This window comes from Massilia solisilvae, from assembly GCF_024753215.1.
Classification (GTDB): domain Bacteria; phylum Pseudomonadota; class Gammaproteobacteria; order Burkholderiales; family Burkholderiaceae_D; genus Telluria; species Telluria solisilvae.
On record NZ_JANUGV010000001.1, the window covers coordinates 1532791 to 1557910 of the forward strand.

At 65.2% G+C, this 25120-nt stretch carries 24 protein-coding genes; 16 read left to right on the forward strand and 8 right to left on the reverse strand.

What is annotated here, in order from left to right; translation table 11 throughout:
• Positions 1-43 precede the first annotated feature (43 nt).
• The 5 genes from NX773_RS06910 to lepB all read left to right on the forward strand — a co-directional run bounded on the left by NX773_RS06910 (position 44) and on the right by lepB (position 3399).
• Complete coding sequence (locus NX773_RS06910) at positions 44-466, forward strand: NfeD family protein (RefSeq protein ID WP_258855571.1); 423 nt, start codon at positions 44-46, stop codon at positions 464-466.
• Between the two features lie 39 nt (positions 467-505).
• Positions 506-1426 (forward strand): SPFH domain-containing protein, encoded by a 921-nt coding sequence (locus tag NX773_RS06915; protein ID WP_258855572.1) that lies wholly within the window; start codon positions 506-508, stop codon positions 1424-1426.
• A complete protein-coding gene (locus tag NX773_RS06920) occupies positions 1426-2232 on the forward strand; it encodes an SDR family oxidoreductase (protein WP_258855573.1) in 807 nt (268 codons plus the stop codon). Before NX773_RS06915 ends, NX773_RS06920 begins: the two co-directional genes overlap by 1 nt.
• 29 nt (positions 2233-2261) lie before the next feature.
• A complete protein-coding gene (locus tag NX773_RS06925) occupies positions 2262-2624 on the forward strand; it encodes a hypothetical protein (RefSeq protein ID WP_258855574.1) in 363 nt (120 codons plus the stop codon).
• 109 nt (positions 2625-2733) lie between these two features.
• A complete protein-coding gene (gene lepB / locus NX773_RS06930) occupies positions 2734-3399 on the forward strand; it encodes a signal peptidase I (protein ID WP_258855575.1) in 666 nt (221 codons plus the stop codon).
• Between the two features lie 20 nt (positions 3400-3419).
• Here lepB and NX773_RS06935 read toward each other — a convergent pair whose 3' ends face one another.
• Positions 3420-4511, reverse strand: a complete 1092-nt coding sequence (locus NX773_RS06935; protein ID WP_258855576.1) for a TIGR03118 family protein — start codon at positions 4509-4511, stop codon at positions 3420-3422.
• 166 nt (positions 4512-4677) lie between these two features.
• On the opposite strand from NX773_RS06935, the gene NX773_RS06940 reads away from it, so the two are divergent.
• A complete protein-coding gene (locus NX773_RS06940) occupies positions 4678-5880 on the forward strand; it encodes a multidrug effflux MFS transporter (RefSeq protein ID WP_258855577.1) in 1203 nt (400 codons plus the stop codon).
• A 129-nt stretch (positions 5881-6009) separates the two neighbouring features.
• Here NX773_RS06940 and smpB read toward each other — a convergent pair whose 3' ends face one another.
• A complete protein-coding gene (gene smpB / locus NX773_RS06945; RefSeq protein ID WP_258855578.1) occupies positions 6010-6459 on the reverse strand; it encodes an SsrA-binding protein SmpB in 450 nt (149 codons plus the stop codon).
• A gap of 96 nt (positions 6460-6555) precedes the next feature.
• Here smpB and NX773_RS06950 point away from each other — a divergent pair, with 96 nt between their 5' ends.
• Positions 6556-6987, forward strand: coding sequence for a type II toxin-antitoxin system RatA family toxin (locus NX773_RS06950; protein WP_258855579.1), 432 nt, complete (start codon positions 6556-6558; stop codon positions 6985-6987).
• Entirely contained in the window at positions 6980-7279 is a 300-nt protein-coding gene (locus NX773_RS06955) for an RnfH family protein (RefSeq protein WP_258855580.1), read from the forward strand. Before NX773_RS06950 ends, NX773_RS06955 begins: the two co-directional genes overlap by 8 nt.
• Here the strand turns inward: NX773_RS06955 and NX773_RS06960 are convergent.
• A complete protein-coding gene (locus NX773_RS06960) occupies positions 7276-7779 on the reverse strand; it encodes a DUF4124 domain-containing protein (RefSeq protein ID WP_258855581.1) in 504 nt (167 codons plus the stop codon). The two genes, NX773_RS06955 and NX773_RS06960, sit on opposite strands and share 4 nt — an antisense overlap.
• A 174-nt stretch (positions 7780-7953) precedes the next feature.
• On the opposite strand from NX773_RS06960, the gene guaB reads away from it, so the two are divergent.
• From guaB to NX773_RS06980, 4 genes are all read left to right on the forward strand, one after another.
• A complete protein-coding gene (gene guaB / locus NX773_RS06965; RefSeq protein WP_258820305.1) occupies positions 7954-9414 on the forward strand; it encodes an IMP dehydrogenase in 1461 nt (486 codons plus the stop codon).
• A 178-nt stretch (positions 9415-9592) separates the two neighbouring features.
• On the forward strand, positions 9593-11203 hold the full coding sequence (gene guaA, locus NX773_RS06970; RefSeq protein WP_258855582.1) for a glutamine-hydrolyzing GMP synthase: 1611 nt from the start codon (positions 9593-9595) through the stop codon (positions 11201-11203).
• A gap of 62 nt (positions 11204-11265) precedes the next feature.
• On the forward strand, positions 11266-11580 hold the full coding sequence (locus NX773_RS06975) for a hypothetical protein (RefSeq protein ID WP_307728443.1): 315 nt from the start codon (positions 11266-11268) through the stop codon (positions 11578-11580).
• Positions 11581-11691: 111 nt separating this feature from the next.
• Positions 11692-13887 (forward strand): OsmC domain/YcaO domain-containing protein, encoded by a 2196-nt coding sequence (locus NX773_RS06980; RefSeq protein ID WP_258855583.1) that lies wholly within the window; start codon positions 11692-11694, stop codon positions 13885-13887.
• A gap of 5 nt (positions 13888-13892) precedes the next feature.
• On the opposite strand, the gene ftsZ is transcribed toward NX773_RS06980, so the two are convergent.
• On the reverse strand, positions 13893-15068 hold the full coding sequence (ftsZ, locus tag NX773_RS06985) for a cell division protein FtsZ (protein ID WP_258855584.1): 1176 nt from the start codon (positions 15066-15068) through the stop codon (positions 13893-13895).
• A 357-nt stretch (positions 15069-15425) separates the two neighbouring features.
• On the opposite strand from ftsZ, the gene NX773_RS06990 reads away from it, so the two are divergent.
• Complete coding sequence (locus NX773_RS06990; protein ID WP_441295324.1) at positions 15426-16574, forward strand: MGDG synthase family glycosyltransferase; 1149 nt, start codon at positions 15426-15428, stop codon at positions 16572-16574.
• Positions 16561-17034, forward strand: coding sequence for a hypothetical protein (locus NX773_RS06995; RefSeq protein WP_258855586.1), 474 nt, complete (start codon positions 16561-16563; stop codon positions 17032-17034). The genes NX773_RS06990 and NX773_RS06995 overlap by 14 nt, the downstream gene beginning before the upstream one ends.
• Positions 17035-17040: 6 nt before the next feature.
• Here NX773_RS06995 and NX773_RS07000 read toward each other — a convergent pair whose 3' ends face one another.
• The 3 genes from NX773_RS07000 to NX773_RS07010 all read right to left on the reverse strand — a co-directional run bounded on the left by NX773_RS07000 (position 17041) and on the right by NX773_RS07010 (position 20688).
• On the reverse strand, positions 17041-17724 hold the full coding sequence (locus tag NX773_RS07000) for an HAD family hydrolase (RefSeq protein WP_258855587.1): 684 nt from the start codon (positions 17722-17724) through the stop codon (positions 17041-17043).
• Between the two features lie 102 nt (positions 17725-17826).
• The gene (locus NX773_RS07005) at positions 17827-18540 is read right to left on the reverse strand and encodes a tetratricopeptide repeat protein (RefSeq protein WP_258855588.1); all 714 of its coding nucleotides are present in this window, start codon (positions 18538-18540) and stop codon (positions 17827-17829) included.
• A 51-nt stretch (positions 18541-18591) separates the two neighbouring features.
• Entirely contained in the window at positions 18592-20688 is a 2097-nt protein-coding gene (locus tag NX773_RS07010; protein WP_258855589.1) for a bifunctional 2',3'-cyclic-nucleotide 2'-phosphodiesterase/3'-nucleotidase, read from the reverse strand.
• A gap of 231 nt (positions 20689-20919) precedes the next feature.
• Between NX773_RS07010 and ppk1 the strand changes: the two genes are divergently transcribed.
• Both ppk1 and NX773_RS07020 read left to right on the forward strand, forming a co-directional pair.
• Entirely contained in the window at positions 20920-22941 is a 2022-nt protein-coding gene (gene ppk1, locus NX773_RS07015; protein WP_258855590.1) for a polyphosphate kinase 1, read from the forward strand.
• A gap of 18 nt (positions 22942-22959) precedes the next feature.
• Positions 22960-23427, forward strand: coding sequence for a SixA phosphatase family protein (locus tag NX773_RS07020; RefSeq protein WP_258855591.1), 468 nt, complete (start codon positions 22960-22962; stop codon positions 23425-23427).
• On the opposite strand, the gene NX773_RS07025 is transcribed toward NX773_RS07020, so the two are convergent.
• Complete coding sequence (locus tag NX773_RS07025) at positions 23424-24881, reverse strand: Ppx/GppA phosphatase family protein (protein WP_258855592.1); 1458 nt, start codon at positions 24879-24881, stop codon at positions 23424-23426. The two genes, NX773_RS07020 and NX773_RS07025, sit on opposite strands and share 4 nt — an antisense overlap.
• Positions 24882-25120 lie beyond the last annotated feature (239 nt).

Sequence of the window (25120 nt, forward strand, 5' to 3'; positions counted from 1 at the left end):
GGGTTTTTGTCTTTGAGGGGTGCCTCAACAGTGGGAGGTTGTAATGTCTGATTGGATGAACTGGTTGGTAGCGGCGGGCGTAGTCGTGATCCTGGAGCTGTTCTCGGGCACGTTCTACCTCTTGATGATTGCAATTGGCCTCGTGTTCGGGGCGCTGGCCGCGCTGGTGGGCGGATCGATACCGATGCAGGCGATTATCGCCGGCGTCATTGGCGTGCTGGCCACGGGCCTGTTGCAACGCAGCCGTTTCGGCAAGCCTGCCAAGGCCAATGCCTCGCGCGACCATAACGTCAATCTCGACATCGGCCAGCGCGTGAGCGTGCCCGAATGGGAGGGCGGCAAGGCCCGCGTCATGTACCGCGGCGCGCTGTGGGATGTCGAACTGGGGCAGGGTGCATCGGCGCATCCCGGCGAGTTCAAGATCGTCGAGGTCCAGGGCAGCCGCCTGATCGTCTCCAATCCATAAGAAAACCATATAAATAATAATCATCCATAAGGGAGTCCCATGGAAATCTCGTTCGGAACGGTCGCGCTGGTCATCTTCATCATTGCGCTTGTCTTCGTCTTCAAGACCATCCAGGTGGTGCCGCAGCAGCACGCGTGGGTGGTCGAGCGACTCGGCAAATACCATGCGACGCTGGCGCCGGGCCTGAACATCGTGGTGCCGTTCATCGACCGCATCGCGTACAAGCACATCCTCAAGGAGATCCCGCTCGACGTGCCGCCGCAGGTCTGCATCACCAAGGACAACACGCAGCTGCAGGTGGACGGCATCCTGTACTTCCAGGTGACCGACCCGATGCGCGCTTCGTACGGCGCCTCCAACTACATTCAGGCCATCACCCAGCTGGCCCAGACCACGCTGCGCTCGGTGATCGGCCGCATGGAGCTGGACAAGACGTTCGAAGAGCGCGAGCACATCAACACCACCATCGTGAACGCGATCGACGAGTCGGCCGCGAACTGGGGCGTCAAGGTGCTGCGCTACGAGATCAAGGACCTGACGCCGCCGGCCGAGATCCTGCATGCGATGCAGGCCCAGATCACCGCCGAGCGCGAGAAGCGCGCGCGCATTGCCGCTTCCGAAGGCCGCCGCCAGGAACAGATCAACATTGCCGACGGTGAGAAGAACGCCGCCATCGCGCGCTCGGAGGGCGAGAAACAGTCGGCCATCAACCGCGCGCAAGGTGAGGCGGCGGCCATCGTCGCGCTGGCCGATGCAAGCGCCACCGCGCTGCGCCAGGTGGGCGCTGCGATCCGCGAGCCGGGCGGCGCGGACGCGGTGAACCTGCGCGTGGCCGAGGAGTACGTGAACGCGTTCGGCAACCTGGCCAAGACCAACAACGCGATCATCGTGCCGGCCAACATGGGCGACATGAGCACGCTCATCGCCAGCGCAATGCAGATCGTGAAGGCGCAGAAGTAATGCAGGTGGTGGTCGTCACCGGCGGCTCGGACGGCATAGGCGCCGAGATCGCGCGCCAGCTCGCCGCCCGCCACCGCAGCGACGTGGCGCTGGTGCTGGCTGCCCGCAATCCCGAGCAGCTGGCCGCCGTCGCGCGCGAGTGCGAACAACTGGGCGCGCAGGCGCTCGCGGTGCCAACCGACGTGTCGGTGCGCGCACAGTGCCAGCAGCTCATCGCCGCCACCGTCGAGCGCTTCGGCACGATCGACGTCCTGGTCAATAACGCCGGCCGCTCGGCGCACGCCTTATTCGAGGACGTGGCGGACCTGGGTTGGTACGAGGACCTGATGCGCGTGAACCTGTGGGGCAGCGTGTGGTGCACCCAGGCCGCGCTGCCGTACCTGAAGGCCGCGCGCGGACGCATCGTGGCCGTGTCTTCGCTCGCGGGGCTGCTCGGCGTGCCAGGCCGCACGGCGTACAGCGCCACCAAGTTCGCGATGGCCGGGTTCTTCGAAGCCTTGCGCGCCGAGCTCAAGGGCGCGGGGGTGAGCGTGACGGTCGCCTATCCGGGCGTGGTCGCGACGCGCATCCGACATCGCGGCTTTAACGCGGCCGGCCAGGCGCTGGGCGAAAGCCTGCTCAAGGAAGAGGGCGCGATGACGGCAGGGCAAGCCGCGCGACTGATCATCGACGGCATGCAGCAGCGCCGGCGCGAGGTCGTGATGACGGCCAAGGGTAAACTGGGCCGCTTCATCAAGCTCGTGGCGCCTGGCCTGGTTGAGCGCATGGCGCTTGCGGCCCTCAAGAACGACGCCCGGCCGCGCTGACCGCGCCGGGCATGCACGCATCAATTCGTATGACTCAACGACGCATCCTTGCCGCCATCCTGCTCGTGATGGTATTCGACGGTTTTCTCGACGCGACCTATACGTGGCGGGGCGGTTCGCAGCCGCTGGCATGGAGCGCGCCGCTCACGCTGGTCGTCAGCTTCCTCACCTTCGTTTGGTACCGCCGTGACAGCGATCAGTACGGCTACCGCCGCAGTCTCGGCCTGAACATCGCCATTATCCTGCTCACGCCGGTCGCGATGCCTTACTACCTGCTGCGTAGCCGGCCCTCCGGCCAAAAGCTGCGCGCACTGCTCAAGTGTGTTGGCTTTGCGGTGCTGATCGTGCTGTCGGCGGCGCTGGGCATGGTGCTGAGCGGCCACCCGCTCTGAGGCTTCAGCCGACACCGTGCCGGCAGAGGTCGGGCGATTGCCGTTTAAGCATCCTTAAAGAATGCTCGCGTATAAAGACACCCATACCAACTCAACAGGGAGTCCTGCGATGAAAGACTGGGTCCGCGACAACAAGAGCTTCTTGATGACGCTGTGCCTGATCGGCGTGTTCCGCTCGGCGGTCGCGGAGATCAACGCCATTCCGTCCGGCTCGATGCGGCCCAATCTGCTCGAAGGCGACGTGGTGCTGGTCAACCGCACCGCGTACAACCTGAAGGTGCCGCTCACCGACAAGGTGCTGGCCCGGCTGGGCGATCCGGCCTGTGGCGACGTGGTCACCTTCCATTCGCCCAAGGATGGCGAACGCCTGATCAAGCGCGTGATCGCGCTGCCGGGCGACGTGGTCGAGATGCGCAACGAGCGCCTGATCATCAACGGAAAGGCGGCCGGTTACGAGGTGCAGGGCGTGGCGCGCGAGTCGATCGGCGGCGGCCAGGTCGATGCGGTGCGGCTGGACGAGACCCTGGGCGGCAAGCACCACAGCATCCAGCTCCTGCCCGAGATCGATGCCGCGCGCAGCTTCGGCCCGGTGACGATCCCGCAGGACCAGTATCTCGTGTTGGGCGACAACCGCGACAACAGCGCCGACTCGCGCTACATCGGCCTGGTGCCGCGCGAACTGTTGATCGGCCGCGCCGAGCGTGTGCTGGTCTCGGCCGATTACCTGGGCAACTGGCTGCCGCGCCCGGGCCGCTTCGGCATGTCGCTGCGTTGAAGGACCCGGGCGCCGGCCCGCTAGTCGTGGCCGTGCTCGCCGGGCGCCACGTCGATGCGGCCGTACAGCCCGTGCTGCTCGTCCTGCGGGCCGGACGCAAAGAACAGCGTGTTGGTCGGCTGCTGCTGCACGCCGTTGCCGAAGGCGATCCCCCACAGGCCGTCGATGCGGATCGGCCTTCTGTGCTCATCGAGCAGCCGGCCTTCCCAGTGGCCGGTGTCCAGATCGTAGGCATTGATGATGCCGTTGCCGAAGTTCCCCACCAGTAGCCGGTTGCCGAAATGGCCGAAGCTCGCCGGCGCCAGCGCCATGCCCCATGGCGCATTCAGTTCGCCGCGCGAAATCAGGCGCCGCACGAAGTGGCCCTGCGGGTCGAACACGCTCACGAAGCCGAAGCCCGGCCCGGGCACGTCGTCCTCGGCGTCGGCGTCCTGCTTGGCATAGCTCACGTAGATATCGCCGGCGATGGCCTGGATGCCGAACGGCGCGTAGCCGGACGGGATGGCCGGATCGCGGAACGCGCCCGGCCCCAGCAGGATCGGGTTGAACGCGCCGTCGTACACGTCGACCTTGTTATTGTGGAAGTCGGTCGCGTAGAGCAGGGGACTGCCGCCGTTGCCGCTCAACGCCAGCCCCTTGTAGATGGCGCCGACATTGTTGATGACTCGGATCGCGGTGGTCGGCTCCACGTTTGGCGCCCATGCCGAAATGCCGCCGTCCTCGCTGGCGAAGATGAAGCGTGCCGGGCCCGATACGCGGTCGTGCGTGACCACGAATTCCGGCCCGCCGTAGAACACGATTCCGGTCGGGTTGCCGGTCTTGTTGCCCGGGGCCGGCGGAATGGTCACCACCAGCGGCTGCTTGTTGCCGTTGCCGTCGTACAGCGTCGACACGCCGGTGCCGTTGTCGGCCACCCAGGCCACGGCGAATGGATTGAACGCCAGCCCCCACGCGTTGACCAGTTGCGGGTCGTGGTGCTCGGCGGGAATCGCAACGGTGTCGGAAACGAGGTTGCGCTGGTGGTAGCGGCCCTGCGTGGCGCAGCCGGCAGTCATTGCAACGACGGCGCACGTGCCAAGTGCCAAGGCGAGCCTGCGATGGATGATGTTCATGGTTAAGTCCTCCTGAGCGTGTTCAGACGAGCACATCAGTACTGATCTTCGTACGCCCGGACCGCGTCGCGTTGAGCGAACCCAATGGCGGCCTCAGGTGGAATTGAGCGAATGCCGCTACAATCGCGGATTGCTTTCGAGGAATTTACCCAGAGGACAAGGCTGTATGCATAAGATCCTGACGGTGGTGCTGGCATGCCTGGGCATGGTCGGCGCGCTCGCGATCGACACCTATTTGCCGTCGATGCCGGCGATCGGCCGCGTGTTTGGCGTCGGCCCCGTTGCCGTGCAGCAGACACTGAGCGTGTTCGTGTTCTGCTTCGCGTTCATGATGCTGTTTTACGGCACGCTGTCGGACTCGTTCGGGCGGCGCCCGGTGCTGCTCGCCGCGTTGTCGGTGTACGTGCTGGCCTCGATCGGTGCGGCCTGCGCGCCCACCTTCGGCTGGCTGCTGGCGTGCCGCGCGCTGCAGGGGCTGGCCGCCGGTTCCGGTTCGGTGATCGGCCAGGCGATCGTGCAGGACCGCTTTGCCGGGCCGCAGGCGCAGAAGATGATGTCGCACATCATGATGGTGTTCGGCCTGGCGCCCGCCATCGCGCCGGTGCTGGGCGGCTGGCTGCACGTGACCTTTGGCTGGCGCGCGACCTTCGTGTTCCTGGCCGCGTTCGGCGCGCTGATGGTGGTGCTGTGCCTGCGCCTGGTGCCGGAGAGCCTGCCGGTCGAGAAGCGCCACGCCTTCCACCCGGTCGCCATCGCGCGCAACTACCTGATGGTGCTGCGCCACACGCGCTTCGTGCTGCTGTCGCTGTCGGTGGGCCTGGCCTTTGGCGGGCTGTCGCTGTACATCGGCTCGGCGGCCAACTTTGTGATGGAGATCCTGCACCTGCCGGAGACCGCGTTCGCTTGGCTGTTCATCCCGCTGATCGGCGGCTCGGTGATCGGCTCGGCCTGGGGCGGCAAGCGCGCCGGCAGGTTCACGCCCGAACGCATGAAGGGGATCGGCTATGGCGCGATGGCGCTGGCCTGCGTGCACAATGTCGGCTACACGGCGCTGTTCCCGGCCGCGATCCCGTGGGCGGTGCTGCCGCTGGCGCTGTTCACGTTCGGCCTGGCGGTGGCCGCGCCGGCGCTGCAGGTGATGGCGCTGGGACTGTTCCCGCACCACCGCGGGCTGGCCTCGTCGATGCTGTCGTTCATCCAGATGATGTCGTTCGCGCTGGTGTCCGGCCTGGTCGCGCCGCTGCTGTTCGACAGCGCACTTAACCTGGCATGCGGAGTGACGGTGGGGCTGGTGCTGAGCTTTGTGAGCTGGCAGGTGAGCTTGAAATTGAAGGATGAGCAGCCGGCGCCGGCCCTGGAGACTACCTAAGCACGTCGTTCCCGCGCAGGCGGGAACCCATGCTGAGCTTGAGAAAGATGCACACAGGCCGCGAGTCGGCACACTCGGCATGGGTCCCCGCCTGCGCGGGGACGACGGCGCTTACTTGCGTGGTATGAATCACCGCTTGTGGGTTTTCAGCGCCTTTTCCACTTCGCGCTTGGCGTCGCGGTCCTTCTCGGTGGCGCGCTTGTCGTGCTGTTTCTTGCCCTTGGCCAAGCCGATCTCGCACTTCACCCGTCCCGCCTTGAAGTGCAGGTTCAGCGGCACCAGCGTGTAGCCGGCGCGCTCGACCTTGCCGACCAGCTTGTCGATCTCGGCCTTGTGCAACAGGAGCTTGCGCGTGCGCAGCACTTCGGCATTGCTCCATGCGGACGTGGTACCCAACGGGCTGATGTGCGCGCCGAACAGGAACAGCTCGCCGCCGCGCACGACCACGTACGCTTCCTTGATCTGTACCCGGCCCTCGCGGATCGCCTTGACTTCCCAACCTTCCAGCACCAGGCCGGCCTCGTAGCGGTCCTCGATGAAGTAGTCGAAAAAGGCTTTTTTATTGTCAACAATGCTCATGAAATAGCTAAATGGCGCGGGTCGGTTAAACTAACGTTGTCGCGCGCGCAGAGGCGCACATGGCAACATCCCAACATCATAACAAACGGTTGACCAATGGCAGTAGTACACAAGTCAGTTTTCCTCGGATACAGCGCCGAACAGATGTTTGACCTGGTGGCAAAGGTCGAAGATTATCCCAAGTTCCTGCCCTGGTGCGGTGGCGTCAAGCTGATCGAACGAAGCGACGACAAGCTGGTGGCCTGCCTGCAGATCAATTTCCACGGCGTCAAGCAAAGCTTCACCACCTCCAACCACAACGAGCGCCCGACGCTGATGAAGATGCACCTGGTCGATGGCCCGTTCCGCATGCTCGAGGGCACCTGGAACTTCAAGGCGCTGCGCGCGGACGCGTGCAAGATCGAGTTCGACCTGCACTACGAATTTTCCAGCGCGCTCCTGGAACAGCTGATCGGGCCGGTGTTCGGCATGATCGCCAACAGCATGGTCGATTCGTTCTGCAAGCGCGCGGAGACGGTTTATGGCTGAGGCGGTGCAAGTGTACCTGTGTTACGCCACGCCCGTGCGCGAATACGTCCGCACGATGAAGGTCGAGCCCGGCACGACAATCGGCCAGGCGATCGAGCAGAGCGGGGTGCTGCAAGAGTTCCCGGAAATTAACCTGTCCACCGCGGCAGTCGGCGTGTACGCGAAAAAGAAGACGCTCGACACGGTGCTGCGCGAGCGCGACCGCGTCGAGATCTACCGGCCGCTGGTGGCCGACCCGAAGGACTCGCGCCGCCGCCGCGCCGCCAAGAAGGACGCGGCGCCCAAGGCCTAGCGGCAGTCCGCCAGGATGGCGTCAACCTCGGCTGCGCGCCTGGCGCGCTCGTCGTCGCCCAGGTACCGGCGCTCGCCGTCGGCCCCGGTATCGACCACGCGAATGCCCGAATCGAGCATGGCCTTGTAGCGGCGCGCGTTGTCGCAGCTTTGCGCCTTGGCCTTCGCCTTGGCGGCATCCGCTGCCGCTTTTTCCTCCTGCTTGGCGCGCTCCTGGGCGCGCTTGCGGTAATCCGCTTCGCGGTCGGCCAGCGTGGGCGCGGCGTCGGCTTTCGGGCCCGCTTGCGGCGGCTGCGTTTCGCCCGGCGGCGCCTCGTCGGCCCGCTTGCCCGGCGCCTTCAACACCTTGGCCGCGGGGACGGTGGCTGGCGGCGGACGGTCCGAGTAGTGGCGCACGCCTTTTTCGTCGATCCACGCGTACTGGGCGTGGGCGAGGCTGGCGGCGAGCAGGGTGCCCGCAGCCATCAGGCCCGGCAGGGCGGCGCGGAGTGTCTTGGTCATGGCGGTTTCCTTCGAGAACTACGGGGATTTCGCCATGAAACGATGCCGCTGTCAATTGCGCACGAGCTCCCGCTTGAAGGCAAAAATAACCGCCGGGCGGGCTTTTCGCAGCAATTTCGCGACGCAATCCGTGACTTTCTGTATAATTCACTTTTGCGCCTATAGGAAAATGCTATGCGTCTAATCCAAAAAGCACTCACGTTCGATGACGTGCTGCTTGTCCCGGCCTACTCGAATGTTCTTCCGGCCAACACCTCCCTCCGCACCAAGCTGACCCGGAATATCTCGCTGAACATTCCGTTGCTGTCCGCCGCCATGGACACCGTCACCGAAGCACGCCTCGCGATCGCGATGGCGCAAGAGGGCGGCATCGGCATCATCCACAAGAACCTGAGCCCGAAGGACCAGGCGCGCGAAGTGGCCCGCGTCAAGCGTTTCGAGGCCGGCGTGCTGCGCGACCCGATCACGATTCCGCCGGACATGAAGATCCGCGAAGTGCTGCACCTGGCGGCACAGCACGGCATCAGCGGCTTCCCGGTGGTCGAGGGCAAGAAGGTGGTGGGCATCATCACCAACCGCGACCTGCGCTTTGAAGAGGACCTGGACGCGGAAGCACGCGCCAAGATGACGCCGCGCGAAAAGCTGGTGTACGTCAAGGAAGAGGCGGACACGGCCGAAGCCAAGCGCCTGATGAACAAGCACCGCCTCGAGCGCGTGCTGGTGGTCAACGACGAATTCGAGCTGCGCGGCCTGATCACTGTGAAGGACATCCTCAAGTCGCACGAGCACCCGCTGGCATCGAAAGACGCACGCGGCCAGCTGCTGGTGGGCGCCGCGGTGGGCGTGGGCCCGCGCGACGAGGAGCGCATCGACCTGCTGGTGAAAGCCGGCGTGGACGTGCTGGTGGTGGACACCGCGCACGGCCACTCGCAAGGCATCCTGAACCGCGTGAAATGGATCAAGGATAACTATCCGGGCGTGGACGTCATCGGCGGTAACATCGCCACTGCGGCCGCCGCCCTGGCGCTCGTTGAACACGGCGCGGACGCGGTCAAGGTCGGCATCGGCCCGGGCTCGATCTGCACCACCCGTATCGTGGCCGGCGTGGGCGTGCCGCAGATCACCGCGATCGCCAACGTGTCCGAGGCGCTCAAGGGCACCGGCGTGCCATGCATCGCCGACGGCGGCATCCGCTTCTCGGGCGACATCTCCAAGGCACTGGCAGCAGGCGCGCACACCGTGATGATGGGTTCGATGTTTGCCGGCACCGAAGAGGCGCCGGGCGAAGTCATCCTGTACCAGGGCCGCAGCTACAAGGGCTACCGCGGCATGGGCAGCCTGGGCGCAATGGCCGAAGGCTCGGCCGACCGCTACTTCCAGGAATCGCAGTCCAAGGCCGAGAAGTTCGTGCCGGAAGGCATCGAAGGGCGCGTGGCCTACAAGGGCTCGGTGCTGGCGATCATCTACCAGCTGGTCGGCGGCGTGCGCCAGTCGATGGGCTACTGCGGCTGCGGCACGATCGAAGAGCTGCGCGAGAAAGCCGAGTTCGTCGAGATCACCTCGGCGGGCATGCGCGAATCGCATGTGCACGACGTGACCATCACCAAGGAAGCGCCGAACTACCGTTCGGAATAAACACGACTGCGGCGCTGATGCGCCGCGTTTCGTATCGTTCGTAGGGTGGGCAGGTTTCCTGCCCACGCGTCCAACTGGCTCCCGCAAATCGCGTAGCCTTGCATCTGGCGCTTGAACGCGTGGGCAGGAGACCTGCCCACCCTACGAGACCCGGATTAGCCACTATTTTCAGCACCCCATGCACTCCAAAATCCTCATCCTCGATTTCGGTTCCCAGGTCACCCAGCTGATCGCGCGCCGCGTGCGCGACGCCGGCGTGTTCTCCGAAGTGTTCCCGCACGACGTCAGCGACGACTTCATCCGCAGCTATGGCGCGGCCGGCGTCATCCTGTCCGGCAGCCACAACTCCACGCTGGAAGGCGAATCGCCGCGCGCGCCGCAGGCCGTGTTCGAGCTGGGCGTGCCCGTGCTGGGCATCTGCTACGGCATGCAGACCATGGCCATGCAGCTGGGCGGCAAGGTCGAAAACGGCAAGGTGCGCGAATTCGGCTACGCCGAAGTGCGCGCGCGCGGCCATACCAAACTCCTGAACGGCATCAACGACTTCGTCACCGACGAAGGCCACGGCATGCTCAAGGTCTGGATGAGCCACGGCGACAAGGTGCTGGAAATGCCGCCGGGCTTCAAGCTGATGGGCTCGACCGACAGCTGCCCGGTCGCGGCCATGGCCGACGAAGACCGCGGCTTCTACGCGCTGCAGTTCCACCCCGAAGTGACCCACACCACCCAGGGCGAGGCGATCATCGGCCGCTTCGTGCACGAGATCTGCGGCTGCAAGTCGGACTGGAACATGCCGGACTACATCGGCGAAGCGGTCGAGAAGATCCGCGCGCAAGTGGGCAGCGATGAGGTGATCCTCGGCCTGTCCGGCGGCGTCGATTCGAGCGTGGCCGCGGCGCTGATCCACCGTGCCATCGGCGACCAGCTGACTTGCGTGTTCGTGGACCACGGCCTGCTGCGCAAGGACGAAGGCAAGATGGTCATGGACATGTTCTCCAAGAACCTGGGCGTGAAGGTGCTGCACATCGATGCTTCGGAGCAGTTCATGGGCCACCTGGCCGGCGTGACCGACCCCGAGCAAAAGCGCAAGATCATCGGCCGTGAATTCGTCGAGGTGTTCCAGGAGCAGGCAAAGAATCTGTCGAAGGCGCGCTGGCTGGCACAGGGCACCATTTACCCGGACGTGATCGAATCGGCCGGCAAGGGCAAGAAGGGCCAGACCATCAAGAGCCACCACAACGTGGGCGGCCTGCCAGAGACGCTGAACCTGAAGCTGCTGGAACCGCTGCGCGAGCTGTTCAAGGATGAAGTGCGCAAGCTGGGCGTGGCGCTGGGCCTGCCGCACGCAATGGTGTACCGCCACCCGTTCCCGGGCCCGGGCCTGGGCGTGCGCATCCTGGGCGAAGTAAAGCGCGAGTATGCCGACCTGCTGCGCGAAGCGGATGCGATCTTCATCGAAGAACTGCGCAACACCCCGTTCGAAGCACCGATGGTGCCCGGCATCGACGCAGGCAAGGCGCCGGTGAACTGGTACGAGGCGACCAGCCAGGCGTTTGCCGTGTTCCTGCCGGTGAAGTCGGTGGGCGTGATGGGCGACGGCCGCACGTACGACTACGTGGTCGCGCTGCGCGCTGTGCAGACGCTGGACTTCATGACCGCGCAGTGGGCGCACCTGCCGCACGATCTGCTGGGGCGCGTGTCGAACCGCATCATCAACGAGGTGCGGGGGCTCAACCGGGTGGTGTACGACATCTCGGGTAAGCCGCCAGCGACGATCGAGTGGGAGTGAGCGGCGTTCGGTAACCAGCTCAATCCAAAGGTAGTTCAGCAGGCCGTTGATCATCCCGCCAAATGATCAACGGCTTTTTTGATTTCATGCCACCCGCGGTGACCTGTCCGCTGGGACAGCGCCGAATATTCACGAACCAAGAGGAAGCAATGACTATATTCGCCATGCCCGTATTCGATGCCACCGTCATCTACGACGGCAAGGAACTCTTCAAGGGCCGCGGCGCCGCCAGCATGTGGGCTGAGAAGCTCGCCAGCGAAATCGGCAGCAACGTCACGGTGGAAAAAATAGGCACTGGTTGGGCCTTGTGCGGGCGTGTGGATGATCTCGATTGCAAGTGGGGCATCCACGGCCAGCGGCTCAAGCGCCTGGACTGAGTCCGGCGCAGCAAGCATGTCGACGCCATCGCCCGGCAGCCTATGCCGCGTGGCTGAAACCACCGATAATAGAGGGCTGTATCCTTTTGCGCAGCGGTTTGGAATTCCCCCATGGAAATTAAGGTTAACTTTCTTGACAAGCTACGTCTTGAAGCCAGGTTCGATGACTTCACGGTGATAGCCGACCAGCCTATCCGCTACAAGGGCGACGGCTCGGCGCCTGGTCCGTTCGACTACTTTCTGGCCTCATCAGCCTTGTGTGCGGCTTACTTCGTCAAGTTGTACTGCGATACCCGCAATATCCCGACCGACAATATCCGCCTGTCGCAAAATAATATCGTCGACCCGGAGAATCGCTACCAGCAGATCTTCAAGATCCAGGTCGAGCTGCCGCCGGATATCTCCGACAAGGACCGCCAGGGCATCCTGCGCTCGATCGACCGCTGTACCGTGAAAAAAGTGGTGCAGACCGGGCCCGAGTTCGTGATCGAAGAGGTGGAAAATCTGGATGCGGATGCGCAGGCCCTGCTGACCTTGGAGCCTGCTGCCGGCGCGAGCACCTATATCCCAGGCAAGGATCTGCCCCTGGAGCAGACCATCGCGAATATGTCGGGCTTGCTGGCCGACCTCGGCATCAAGATTGAAATCGCTTCGTGGCGCAATATCGTTCCCAATGTGTGGTCGCTGCATATCCGCGATGCGCACTCGCCGATGTGTTTTACCAACGGCAAGGGTGCGACCAAGGAAAGCGCGTTGGCATCGGCTCTTGGCGAGTACATCGAACGCGTGAGCAACAACCACTTCTATGCCGGCGTCTTCTGGGGCGAGGAGATCGCCAATGCGCCGTTCGTGCATTACCCGGACGAGCGCTGGTTCAAGCCCGGCCCCGGCGATGCGCTGCCGGCCGGGATCCTGGATGCATACTGCCTGGAGATCTACGATCCGGAGGGCGAGTTGCGCGGCTCTCATCTTATCGACACCAATTCGGGCAACGCAGACCGGGGTATCGTGTGTCTTCCGTACGTGCGGCAGTCGGATGGCCAGGTCGTGTATTTCCCGTCCAACCTGATCGAAAACCTGTACGCCAGCAACGGCATGAGCGCTGGTAACACGCTGGCCGAAGCGCAGGTGCAATGCTTGTCCGAAATTTTTGAACGGGCGGTCAAGCGCGAGATTATCGAAGGCGAAATCGCATTGCCTGACGTGCCTCACGAGGTGCTGGCGAAATATCCCGGCATCCTGGCCGGAATCCGGGGCCTGGAAGAGCAGGGCTTCCCGGTGTTGGTCAAGGATGCATCGCTGGGTGGAACCTATCCGGTGATGTGCGTCACCCTGATGAATCCGCGCACAGGCGGTGTATTTGCCTCGTTTGGGGCGCACCCCAGCTTCGAGGTGGCCCTGGAACGGAGCCTGACGGAATTGCTGCAAGGGCGCAGTTTCGAAGGGCTGAACGACCTGCCCCAGCCCACCTTCGCAAGCGAGGCCGTGACGGAACCAAACAATTTCGTCGAGCACTTCATTGATTCCAGCGGCGTCATCTCGTGGCGCTTTTTCAGTGCCAAAGCGGATTTCGATTTCGTCGAATGGGATTTCACCGGCGAGGGCGAGAATTCCAACGCGGAGGAAGCCGCGACCCTGCTCGGCATCCTCGACGAAATGGGCAAAGAGGTCTACATGGCGGTGTACGATCAACTGGGCGCGACGGCCTGCCGGATCCTGGTGCCCGGATATTCGGAAGTCTATCCGGTCGAAGATCTCGTCTGGGATAACACCAACAAGTCGCTGTTGTTCCGCGCCGATATCCTGAACCTGCATCGCCTTGACGATGCCGCACTGGCAGCGTTGCTGGAGCGCCTCGAGAACAACGAGCTGGATGAGTACTCCGACATCGCCACGCTGATCGGCATTAAATTCGACGAGAATACGGAATGGGGGCAGTTGACCGTTCTCGAGTTGAAGCTGCTGATTCACCTCGCGTTGCAGCAATTGGAGGAGGCCCACGAACTGGTCGGGGCCTTCCTGCAGTACAACGACAATACCGTCGAGCGCCGGCTGTTTTATCAGGCGCTGAACGTGGTACTGGAGGTGATGCTCGACGACGACCTCGAGCTGGACGATTACGTGGTCAATTTCCGCCGCATGTACGGCAACGCGCGGATGGACGCGGCGCTGGGCTCGGTGGACGGCAGTGTGCGCTTCTTCGGACTGACGCCGACGAGCATGCGGCTGGATGGGCTCGACAAGCATCATCGTCTGATGGACAGCTACAGGAAGCTCCACAGGGCGCGCTCCGCCGCGACCGTGTAACGCCGTCAGCTCCGCTGCGCATCCTCGTTGCCGGGCGAGGCAGGCTCGCGCGGCGCCGCTCCCGCTTCCGGGGCCTGTTGCATCGGCGCTGGCCGGGCAGGGGCCAGGGAAGCGGGTTGACGCAGCACTGATTGTACTTGCGTCTCCCGCAGCCCGCCGCCGCGGCTCTGATTTGCCGAGCCCGGCACCGAGCGCGACATCAACGGCCGCTTCACGCCGGCAGCGAAGTCGCTGGGCCGGTTCAATCCGGTAGCCACCACGGTCACGCGCATGGCGCCGCCCAGACTTTCGTCGAAGACCGCGCCGAATTTGATGATGGCGTCGTCGCTGGTCTGTGCGCAGATCGTGTTCATCACCAGCTTGGTTTCACGCAGCTTCAGCGTTTCCTCAGATGCGGCGATGTTGACCAGCAGGCCGCGCGCGACGCGAAGGCTTGAGCCATCGAGCAGCGGGCACGAGATCGCCTCTTCGGCCGCCTTGACGGCGCGGTCCTCGCCGGAGTGTTGGGCGGAACCCATCATCGCCATGCCTGTCTGGCGCATTACCGTGCGGATGTCCTCGAAATCGACGTTGATCATCCCGGGCACGGAGATGATTTCCGCGATGCCGGTCACGGCCTTGCTCAGCACCTCGTCAGCGGCGGCGAACGCCTGCTTGTGCGTGATATCGTCACCCAGTACTTCCTCAAGCCGGCTATTGAGGATGATGACGAGCGAGTCCACGCATCTGGCCAAGGTCGCAATGCCTTCTTCGGCCACGCGCCTGCGCCGCGGGCCCTCGAATTCGAAGGGCTTCGATACCACGCCCACAGTGAGGATGCCCAGCTCGCGCGCCACCTCGGCGACCACGGGCGCGGCTCCGGTGCCGGTGCCGCCACCCATGCCGGCGGTAAGGAACACCATGTCGGCGCCCTTGAGCGCGTCGGCGATCACGGTGCGCTCGCGCATGGCGCTTTCACGCCCGACGATCGGGTCGCTGCCGGCGCCAAGGCCGCTTTCGCCAAGCTGGATGCGCTTTTCGGTCTGGGTGTTCGACAGCGCCTGCGCGTCCGTATTCGCGCTGATTAATTCAAAGGCGGACAGTCCGGAGGACGCCATATGGTTGATGGCGTTGCCGCCGGCACCGCCTACGCCGACGATTTTGATCGTCGGCTTCAGTGGGGGATTTTGTGCTTCGGACAAGGAAAACTCCGTTTGAAGTAAGGGCGCCCGGGCAGCCGTGATGCTGGCACCAGGCGCGCTGGCGACTACTGAGCCCATTAGACTACTTGCTGAGGCGCGCACGCGAAAGGTTGTAAACGTTACAATCGAAAGCATTTGTAAGAGCACGTGCAATCGCCGCGAAAGCCTGGCGGCGCAGCCGCTCAAGCTGCCCAGCTCAGGTCAATCCTTGTCCTGATTTGACTGCATCGGATCCTCGGGCAGCGCCGGCGGTTTGGTGTGCGCCGGGCGGCTGGACGCTGTCCGCCGTCACCGGGTTGACACATTCACGCTGTACAGTCAAACGCGTGTAAACAAGCGCGGGCTTCCGCCTTCCGGATGGCGCAGAAAAAGCTTCTACTGTTAAGTGCTTCGGCCGGGGCGGGGCACATGCGCGCGGCCGAAGCCTTGCGGGCCTACGCCTGCGAGGCTGACAGCCGGATCGACGCGGCGCACCTGGACGCGCTGGCCTTCGTCAAGCCGCACCTGCGCAAGGTGTATGCCGACATCTACCTGTCGCTGGTCCGACGCGCGCCATCGGTCTGGAGCCAGTTGTACCGGCTGACGAACGAGGCCAGTCCGGGCGGCTGGCCCCACCGCGTCCGGCGCCGGATCGAGGAAAACGCCAGCCGGGGACTGGTCCGTAAGATCGTCGCGATGGCGCCCGACATGATCGTGTGCACGCATTTCATGCCGGCCGAGCTCCTGTCGCGGCAGCTCGCCGCAGGCGGCCTTGAATGTCCCGTGTGGGTGCAAGTGACCGATTTCGACCTGCACCGGATGTGGGTGCACCCCAACGTCACGGGGTACTTTGCGCCCAATGACGAGGTGGCCGCCCGGCTGCGGGCGAGCGGCGTCGCGCGCGATGCGATCCACGTGACCGGGATACCGATCATGCCAGCCTTCTCCCGCCCGCTCGATCGCAACGCCTGCGCGCGCGAGATCGGGCTCGACCCGGACATGCAGACCGTGCTGCTGATGGGCGGCGGCGCCGGGCTCGGTGGACTGTGCGCGATCGCGCGGCAATTGCTTGGCTTGCCCTGGAACCTGCAGGTGATTGCCATGGCCGGCAAGAACGCTGCCGAACTGGCCGCGCTGGAAGCGCTCGCGGCGCAGTATCCCGGGCGGCTGGCGCCGCAAGGCTACACCGACCGGGTCGAGCGGCTGATGGCGTGTTCCGACCTGGCCGTGACCAAACCGGGCGGCGCCACCACGGCCGAATGCCTGGCGATGGGCTTGCCGATGGTGCTGGTTGCGCCGATCCCCGGACAGGAGGACCGCAACGCCAACTACCTGCTCGAACACGGAGCGGCGCTGCGCGCGTATGACGCGGCGGCGCTGGATTACCGCATCCTGCGCCTGCTGCGGGACCGCGCGGCGCTGGAGACCATGCGCCGCAGGGCCCGGGCCCTGGGCCGGCCGCACGCGGGGGCCGCGGCGACCGCCGCCATGTTAAGAAAGTCGAACCCAGAATATGTTCTTCGCTGATGCCGCGCTCGCGGCCCAAGTCTTGCTGCCGCTGGGCGCGGTCGCCGTACTCGCCTGGCTGTTCGCGAATGCCGAAATCCATATCGAAGGCGATGCCGGCTGGGCCGCGGCCCTGCCTACCTGGCGCATCGAGGAGCACTGGCTGCTCGATATTTTTTGGGGTGGCCGCCCGCTCACGGGTTATCACGTGTGGGTGTTCTCGTTCGTGGGTTTCGTGTTCCACTTCCCGCTGTTCTTCATGGCGCAGTGGTCCCCGCAACTGGAAGCGCGCGTCGCGGCCTGCGTCATGTTCTTCTGGATCGTCGAAGACTACCTGTGGTTCGTCCTCAACCCGGCCTTCGGCTGGCGCCGCTTCAAGCCCGCGTACGTGTCCTGGCATAAGCGCTGGGTGCTCGGGGCCCCGGTCGATTACTGGATGTTCGCGGGACTGGGCGCGCTGCTCTACTGGCTGTCGTTCTGACCCGCTTCAGTCGAGTGCCAGCGCATGCCGCACCCGGCGGCACAGCTCGTCGGGAGTGCGCGAGATCACCTCAACGGGAATGTCGAACCTGGACGTCAGCCGGTTGTGATCTTCAAACCCGTAGGACACCATGAACGGGTGCATGCCGGTCTTGACTGCCGCGACATAGTCCTTGTGCTCGTCGCCGCACACGTACGCGAGCGCCGGATTGATGTCGAAGCGCTTGCGCAGCGCGCGGAACTGGTCGGTCTTGGTTTCGCTCAGGGGGACGTGGGCGATGAAGTCGAGCGCCTCGAGGTCGACATCGTGCCGCCGGAACAGCTGCCCAAGCGTTTGCAGCGGCTGCCGGGTAATGTTGCGGGTGACGAGGCCCACCATGACGTCCGGCGCCGCGATCAGCGCACGGATCAAGTCGGCAATGCCATCGTACAGGCGCGCTTCGGAACGATAAACCTCGGTCAGGGTATCGACGATCTTCGCGCGGCTGCCCGGGCGGATGTTTTTCCTGACGATCGACGGGAACTCCTTCACCCCGCCCAGGTACTTGAACAGATGGTGGCGCTTCTGGAAATTGATCTCGTCACCGAGCGTCAGCCCGTGCTGGGAGAAGGCGGCTTCGATCGCGGGAAAGGCGTCGATTGTGGTGCCGTCCGCATCCAGGATGACAAGGCGTTTGCGGCTGTTGAACATGGCCTGATCCGTGCTTGTTGTTGTCGAATCGCTGCGGGTGCAACCCGCCTGGTATCGATCATGGAGCACGGCTGTTACAGGCGTATGACAAAGCGCCGGCAATCAGAACCGGCGCGCGTTGCTTTTCCTGTGTTCGGCTGCCTCCTGCAACAGCGCGGCGGCCTCGGCGCTGTCCCTGGCGGTCAGGCTGTCGCCCGTTTGCTTGACCAGGGCCAGCTGCTGGATCGCGGCCGGATATTCCAGGTCGGCCGACCGCTCGAGCAATTGGCGCGCCTTTTTCGGATCGGCCGGGACGCCGTCGCCGTCGGCGTACACGTTCGAGAGCAGGAACATCGCGTGCGCGTTGCCCCCGTTTGCCGCGACTTCGAGCCAGCGAATGGCCTGATGCTTGTCCAGCGCGACGCCGTTGCCGTTCTTGTACATCAAAGCCAGGGCAAGCGCGGCCTTGGGGTGGCCGGTGGCGCCCGCGGCACGGTACCATTGCGCGGCCATGTCCAGCCCATTGCGGGACCGTTCCAGCTCGCCCATCTGGAAGGCGGCTTCGGCGTCTCCGCTTTGCGCCGCCTGGCGCAGCAGGCCCACCGCCGCCTCGGCCATCTCGGGGCGGTTGCGGTACAACAGCGCCAGTTCGCGCTGCGCGACCGGCAGGCCCTGGCTGGCCCAGTTGGCAAGGCGCTGCTCGGCCTGGTAGTCGCCGCGCTGGCTGGCGCCCATTGCCAGCAATTCGATCTGGGCGGCCGAGGGCTTGCCGGCGCAGCCCGCAAGCGCGAGCTGAAGCGAGCAGGCCGCAAGCAAAAGGCCGGTTCGGATTCTCATCAGGTTTTCCTTGGGAATGAGGCGGGGAGCGACGGCTCCCCGCCGTGAGCCTTACTTGCTCAGGTCGATGGCGTACTTCGCAAAGCCATTCGCATCCAGGCCGCCTTCAGCCGTCACGAGCGCCAGGCCCGCCGCCCTGGCCAGGCCCAGGTGGCCAGGCGCCGAGCGCAGGACCACCGGGCCGGCGGTCGCCACCTTGACGAAGCTCCAGCTGCGCGCGCTGCCGTTGGCGCCCAGGGTCACCTTGCCGCTGGTCTTGCCCAGCTGTTGCAGGTAGTTGCTCACCACCGACTGGTTCGCGTCCGGCGACTTGATGATGGTCTTGCTGCCGTCGATGCCCGGGAAGTTGCCGCCACCGCCGGCGCGGTAGTCGTTGGTGGCGACCACAAAGTCGTCGCCATCCTGTACCGGCTTGCCCTGGTAGGTGAGGTTGACGATGCGGCTGCCGGCCGGCTTGGTCACGTCGATCTGGTATTGCAGGGCGTTGTTCTCGGCGTAGAACACGTCGTAGTTGTAGATCGTGCCGTACGAGGAAACCAGGTCCTGCTCGGCGGCCTTGGCCGGGTCGATTTGGGCGAACTGCTTGGCCGCGGTCTCCAGCCAGGCTTTCAGGTCCGCGCCCTTGATCTTCACCGCCTGCAGGTTGTTGTTGCTGTACAGGTAAAGGTCGCCCGGGTTACGCACCTGCAGCCCGACCGGCGATGCCGGGGTCGCGCCCGGGGCCACGTCGGTGAAGTCCGACGGTCCGTTGCGGCCGGCCTTGAACGGGGCGCTGCACGAGATCACCGGGATGTTCCGGTAGCTCGCCAGCTCGGCGCTGGTCGCGATCATGTTCTTCACGTAGTCGAGCTGGGCCTGGTTCACGAGCTCGATGGCGGTCACGTCACCGACCAGCGAGAAGTACGACGACATCTCGAAGTCGGTGGACACGCCGAGCGGCTGCCTGGCGTAGGCGATGGTGGCGGCGTGTTCGGCCGAAACGGTGTTGGCGATGACCGGGTCCGCAGCCACGCTGGTGGTGCCGTCCTTGTACTTGTAGCCGCGCGACTCGACCGTGGTCTGGCCCTGCTGCACCACCCACTTGCCGCCCTGGTAGGTGAGGGTCATCCTGATGATGCCCAGGCGCCGGCCCCAGCTTTGCGCCATCACGGTCGGCACGCCGTTGACGAAGCCCTTGATGGCGTCGATGTTGGCCGACGCCGGCAGCGCCGCGAACGACGGGTCGAGCGCGGGTGCGCCTGGTTCTTTACCCTTGGGGAAGACCAGGTGCGAGTGACCGATCAGCAGCGCGTCGATGCCGGTGCCGGCCAGGTGATAGCTCTGGTTCTCCATCTTGGGGCTGTACGGGCTGGGGTCCAGGCCGCCGTGCGACAGCGCCACCACCAGGTCGGCGCCCCTGGAGCGCATTTCGGGGATGTACTGCTGGGCGGCTTCCTTCGAGCCGGTGACGGCCACCTTGCCGGCCAGGTTTTTCTGGTCCCAGTCCATGATCTGGGGCGGCACGAAGCTCATCACGCCAACGTTGATCTTCACGGTGGTCGTGGTGCCGTCCGGCTTGGTGGCGGTGAAGTCGCGCGGCAGGATGGTGTAGGGCTGGAAGATCGGCTTGTTGCTGGCCGCGCCGGTCACGTTGGTCAGCACCAGCGGATACGACGGGGCGCCGCAGGTGCCGGCCGGCTTGGTCACGCCCGGAATGCCGAAGTCGGTGTTGGTGACCTGGCTCAGGAACGGCAGGCCATAGTTGAATTCGTGGTTGCCCAGACCGCCGGCGTCGTACTTGATCGCGTTCATGGCCTTGTGCACGGCCAGCGTCTGCGAGCAGGTCACCGGCGAGGCCACCGCTTGCAAGTCGGCCAGCAGCGTGCCCTGGATGACGTCGCCGTCGTCGAGCAGCAGGTTGTTCGGGTTCTCGGCGCGCGCCTGCTGGATCAGGGTCGCGGCACGGTCCAGGCCAAGGGTTGCGTCGTCGTTCAGCGAATAGTAGTTGTAGCCGAGGACGTTCGAGTGAATGTCGGTGGTCTCGAGCAGCGCGAGGGTGACGGTCGTACCTTCCGCGATCGCGGGCGGCTGGTTGGGCGAGGACGAGTCGCCGCAGCCGGCAAGGCCAGCGGCGGCCAGTGCCGCGAGCAGGACGTGATTCGTTTTCAAGTGCAATCCCTGTGGTGTTGTTAAGAACGGCAGGGACTGTAGCTTCGCTCTGTGACGATGTGATGACGAAATGCAATGTCATTTGGAGAACCTCAGGTCACGGCGGTGTCATATTCCGGGGCTACAGTCCGGCGCATGGAACACGCGACAGTACTGAAAACGTCATCGATTTCCCCCGCGATCGCTCGCCCCGGGCAGCGGGCCGAGGCCTATTTGAATCGCGAGCTGTCGATGCTCGAATTTAACCGGCGCGTGCTGGCCCAGGCCGAGGACCCGGCAACGCCGGCGCTGGAGCGGCTGCGCTTCCTGTGCATCGTCAGCAGCAACCTGGATGAATTCTTCGAGGTGCGCGTGGCCAGCCTGCTGGCCCAGCACCGGATGGAGGGCGCCGGCCCCGTGCCGCCGGAACTGGTCGCCACCATCGAGCGTGCCGCCGCGGAGTGCCGCGCGCTGATCGAGCGCCAGTACGCGTTGCTCAACCAGGACATCCTGCCGACCTTGGCAGGCGAGGGCATCCAGCTGCTCAACCGCAGCGCACGCAATCCCGCGCAGCGGGCCTGGGTCAAGCAGTTCTTCGACAAGGAGGTGCGGCCGTTGCTCACACCGGTGGGGCTCGATCCGGCCCACCCGTTCCCGCGCGTGATCAACAAGAGCCTGAACTTCATCGTCGAGCTCTCGGGCAAGGACGCCTTCGGCCGCGGTACGGGCATTGCGATCATGAAGGCGCCGCGCGTGCTGCCGCGGGTGATCCGGTTGCCGGACGAGCTGTCGTCCACGCCCGGCGCCAGCTACTGCCTGCTGTCGTCGGTGATCCAGGCGCACATCGCGGAACTGTTTACCGGGCGCGAGGTGCTGTCCTGTTCCCAGTTCCGCGTCACCCGCAACAGCGACCTGTGGGTGGACGAGGAAGAGGTCAAGAACCTGCGCCAGGCGCTGCAGGGCGAGCTGCACGGCCGGCAGTACGGGTTTGCGGTGCGGCTGGAGGTGGGACGCACCTGCCTGCCGCACCTGGCCGATTTCCTGCTCGAGCAATTTGGCATCGACCGCTCGCGGCTGTTCATTGCGGACGGCCCGGTGAACATGGTGCGCCTGCTCGAAATCGTCAACGGCCCGGCCAAGCCGGCGCTGAAGTACCCGCCGTTCGTGCCGGGTTTTCCGGCCAAGCTGGGCAGCCGCGACATCTTCACGCTGCTGGACAAGCAGGACGTGCTGCTGCATCACCCGTTCCAGTCGTTCCAGCCGGTGATCGATTTCATCCACAGCGCGGCGCTGGACCCGAACGTGGCGGCGATCAAGCAGACGGTGTACCGCGCCGGCATGAACTCGGAGCTGATGGAATCGCTGATCGGCGCAGCGTTGCGCGGCAAGGAGGTCACCGTGATCGTGGAGCTGATGGCGCGCTTTGACGAGGAGGCCAACATCAACTGGGCCGAGCGGCTGGAGCAGGCCGGCGCGCAGGTGGTGTACGGCGTGGTGGGCCTGAAGACCCACGCCAAGATGGCGCTGGTGATGCGGCGCGAGGCGGGCGGCCTGCGCAAGTACGCGCACCTTGGCACCGGCAACTACAACCCGGCCACCGCCCGGCACTACACCGATTTCGGCCTGCTGACCGCCGATGCGGCCGTCACCGACGAAGTGAACGAGGTATTCCTGCACCTGACCAGCATGACGCGGCCGCGTCAGCTGTCCAGCCTGTGGCTGGCGCCGTTCTCGCTGCACAAGGAACTGCTGCGCGCGATCCGGAACGAAGCGGCCATCGCGCGCGATGGCGGACGCGGGCACATCATCGCAAAGATGAATTCGCTGACCGATGAAACGGTCATCCGGGCGCTGTACGCCGCGTCCGGCGACGGCGTGAAGATCGACCTGATCGTGCGCGGCGCCTGCGCGCTGCGGCCGGGTGTGCCCGGGCTGTCGGAGAACATCCGGGTACGCTCGATCGTGGGCCGCTTTCTCGAGCATAGCCGCGTGTACTACTTCCGCAACAACCTGGCGCACGACGTGTACCTGAGCAGTGCGGACTGGATGAACCGCAACCTGTTCCGGCGCGTCGAAGTCGCCTTCCCGGTGCGCGCGCCGGCGCTCAAGCGGCGCGTGATCCGCGAGGGCTTGCAGCCGTACCTGAAGGACAACGTGAATGCATGGGACCTTGGCGCCGATGGCCAGTACCGGCGCCGCAAGCCGCGCGCCAAGCAGGCGCGCTACAGCGCCCAGCTGGTACTGGCGGAACTGCTCGGCAACCCGGGCACGTAAGTTGGCGAAAGGGGCGGCATGGAACTGATCTTGTGGCGTCACGCGGAAGCCGAGTTGGCCGCCGCCGGGCAGCAGGACGCGCAGCGCGCGCTGACGGCAAAGGGCCGGCGCAACGCCGCGCGCGTCGGCGCCTGGCTGGACCGCCAGCTGCCGGCGCACTGCCGTATCCTCTCCAGCCCGGCCGTGCGCTGCCGCCAGACCGCACAGGCGCTGGGGCGCAAGTTCAGTTGCGACCATGCGCTCGCGCTGGACTCGAGCGCTGAGCAGATCCTCGCCGCGAGCGGGTGGCCGGCGCACCGGTTGCCGGTAGTCGTGGTGGGACACCAGCCGCTGCTGGGGCAACTGGCGGCGCTCATTCTCACCGGCCAGGAGCACGACTGGAAGATCCGCAAGGGCAGCGTGTTATGGCTGAGCCGCAAAGGGGAGGCCCAGGCGCCGTACATTCGCTTGTCTGCCGGCCCCGACCTGATCGGCCGGCTGCGCTAGACCATCCGCACGGAACAGGGACGACCGACCTCGTTCCACGCCGCGCGCTCCTTGCCGAGCCAGGTTTCAACGGTCGGGTGGCGCGCCGACCAGCTGGCCGGCGCGCAGATCTCGATGTCCGCTTCCATGCGCAGCTTGAGCTCCGCAAGCTCGCGCTTGTCGACGTGGGCGTGCATCAGCATGGTGGCCAGGCGCAGCGCCAGCACCGCGCGCGCGGTTTCCGGGGCCGCCAGTTCGGCGCGGATCTTGCGCAGGTTGCCTTTCTGGCCGAGGACCAGGGTCGCCATCGCGCGCTGCTCGCTGGTCGTAAAGCCCGGCAGGTCGGCGTGCTCGACGATATAGGCAGCGTGCTTGTGGGCGCCGCTGTGCGAGACGGCCAGGCCCACTTCGTGCAGCATGGCGCTCCAGGCCAGCTGGCGTTGCAGGTGTGCCTCGCGCGGCCCCAGCCTGGCATGCAGTTCGCAGGCGAGGGTGGCTGCACGCGCGGCGCGCTCCTCGTCCACGCCAAAGCGCCGCATGCACGCAAGTACGGCCTGGTCGCGGCGGTCATGCTGGTTGGCGCGCAGTTCAAGGTCGGACAGCACGCCAAGCCGCAAGCCGGCGTTGATCGCGTTGACCCGTTCGATGCCCAGTTCCTGCATCACCCCGATGAGCACGGTCAGGCCGCCCACCATCACCGGCACGCGCTCCTGCTTGATGCCGGGCAGGTCGAACGCGGCCACATGGCCCAGCTCCACCAGCACGTCGCGCAGGGCCTTCAGGCTGGGCATGCTCATGGTGCCGTCGCCCATGCCGTTGCGGGCGATGACCTCGGCGATCGCGCGCATCGTGCCGGACGAGCCATACACGGCATCGCGCGGCTGGGCACGGTACCAGTCGGCGGCGTCCTCGAAGCGCGCGCGCGCTGCCAGCACGGCGGCCTTGAAGGCGGCGGCGGTGATGCGGCCGTCCGGGAAGTACGCGGCGCTCTGGTCATGGGTGCCGACGGTGAACGATTCCACCGCCTGCACCTGGGCACCCTGGCCCAGCACGACCTCGGTGGAGCCGCCGCCGATATCGACGACGAGGCGGCGCTCGGCGGCGTCGTCCAGTGCGCGCGCCACGCCCATGTAGATCAGGCGGCCTTCCTCTTCGCCGGAAATGATCTCGATCGGGTGGCCGATCGCCTGCTCAGCGCGCGGCAGGATGTCGGCGGCATTGCGCGCCAGCCGCAGCGTGTTGGTGGCCACCACGCGCACGGCGTCGAGCCGGTATTCGCGCAGGATGGCGCCGAAGTCGGTCAGGCAGCGCAGCGCGCGCGCAATGGCCGCGTCGTCGAGCATGCCTTGTGCGTCCAGGCCGGAAGCGAGGCGGATCGGGTCGCGCGCGCTGCGCACGATACGCATCCGGGAGCCGTCGGGCTCGCCGATATGCAAGCGAAAACTGTTGGATCCAAGGTCAACTGCAGCAAACATGAGTACTCTTTCTTTATCGGCGCAACCGTCGCGCCGGGGACAGCGATGGGGCTCGCCGCCAGTATGACATCGGAATATGACAGGAATGCGCCGCCGCCCGGCCCCGGACGAATGCGACCGGCCGGGCCATATGTGTCGCGACAGCGGGCCGGTTTCATACTCTGTCGTTTGCATGCCACTAAGTCAACGCTGTTTGCATCCTTACAATTTCCAAAATGCATTCAAATTGACTACAATCG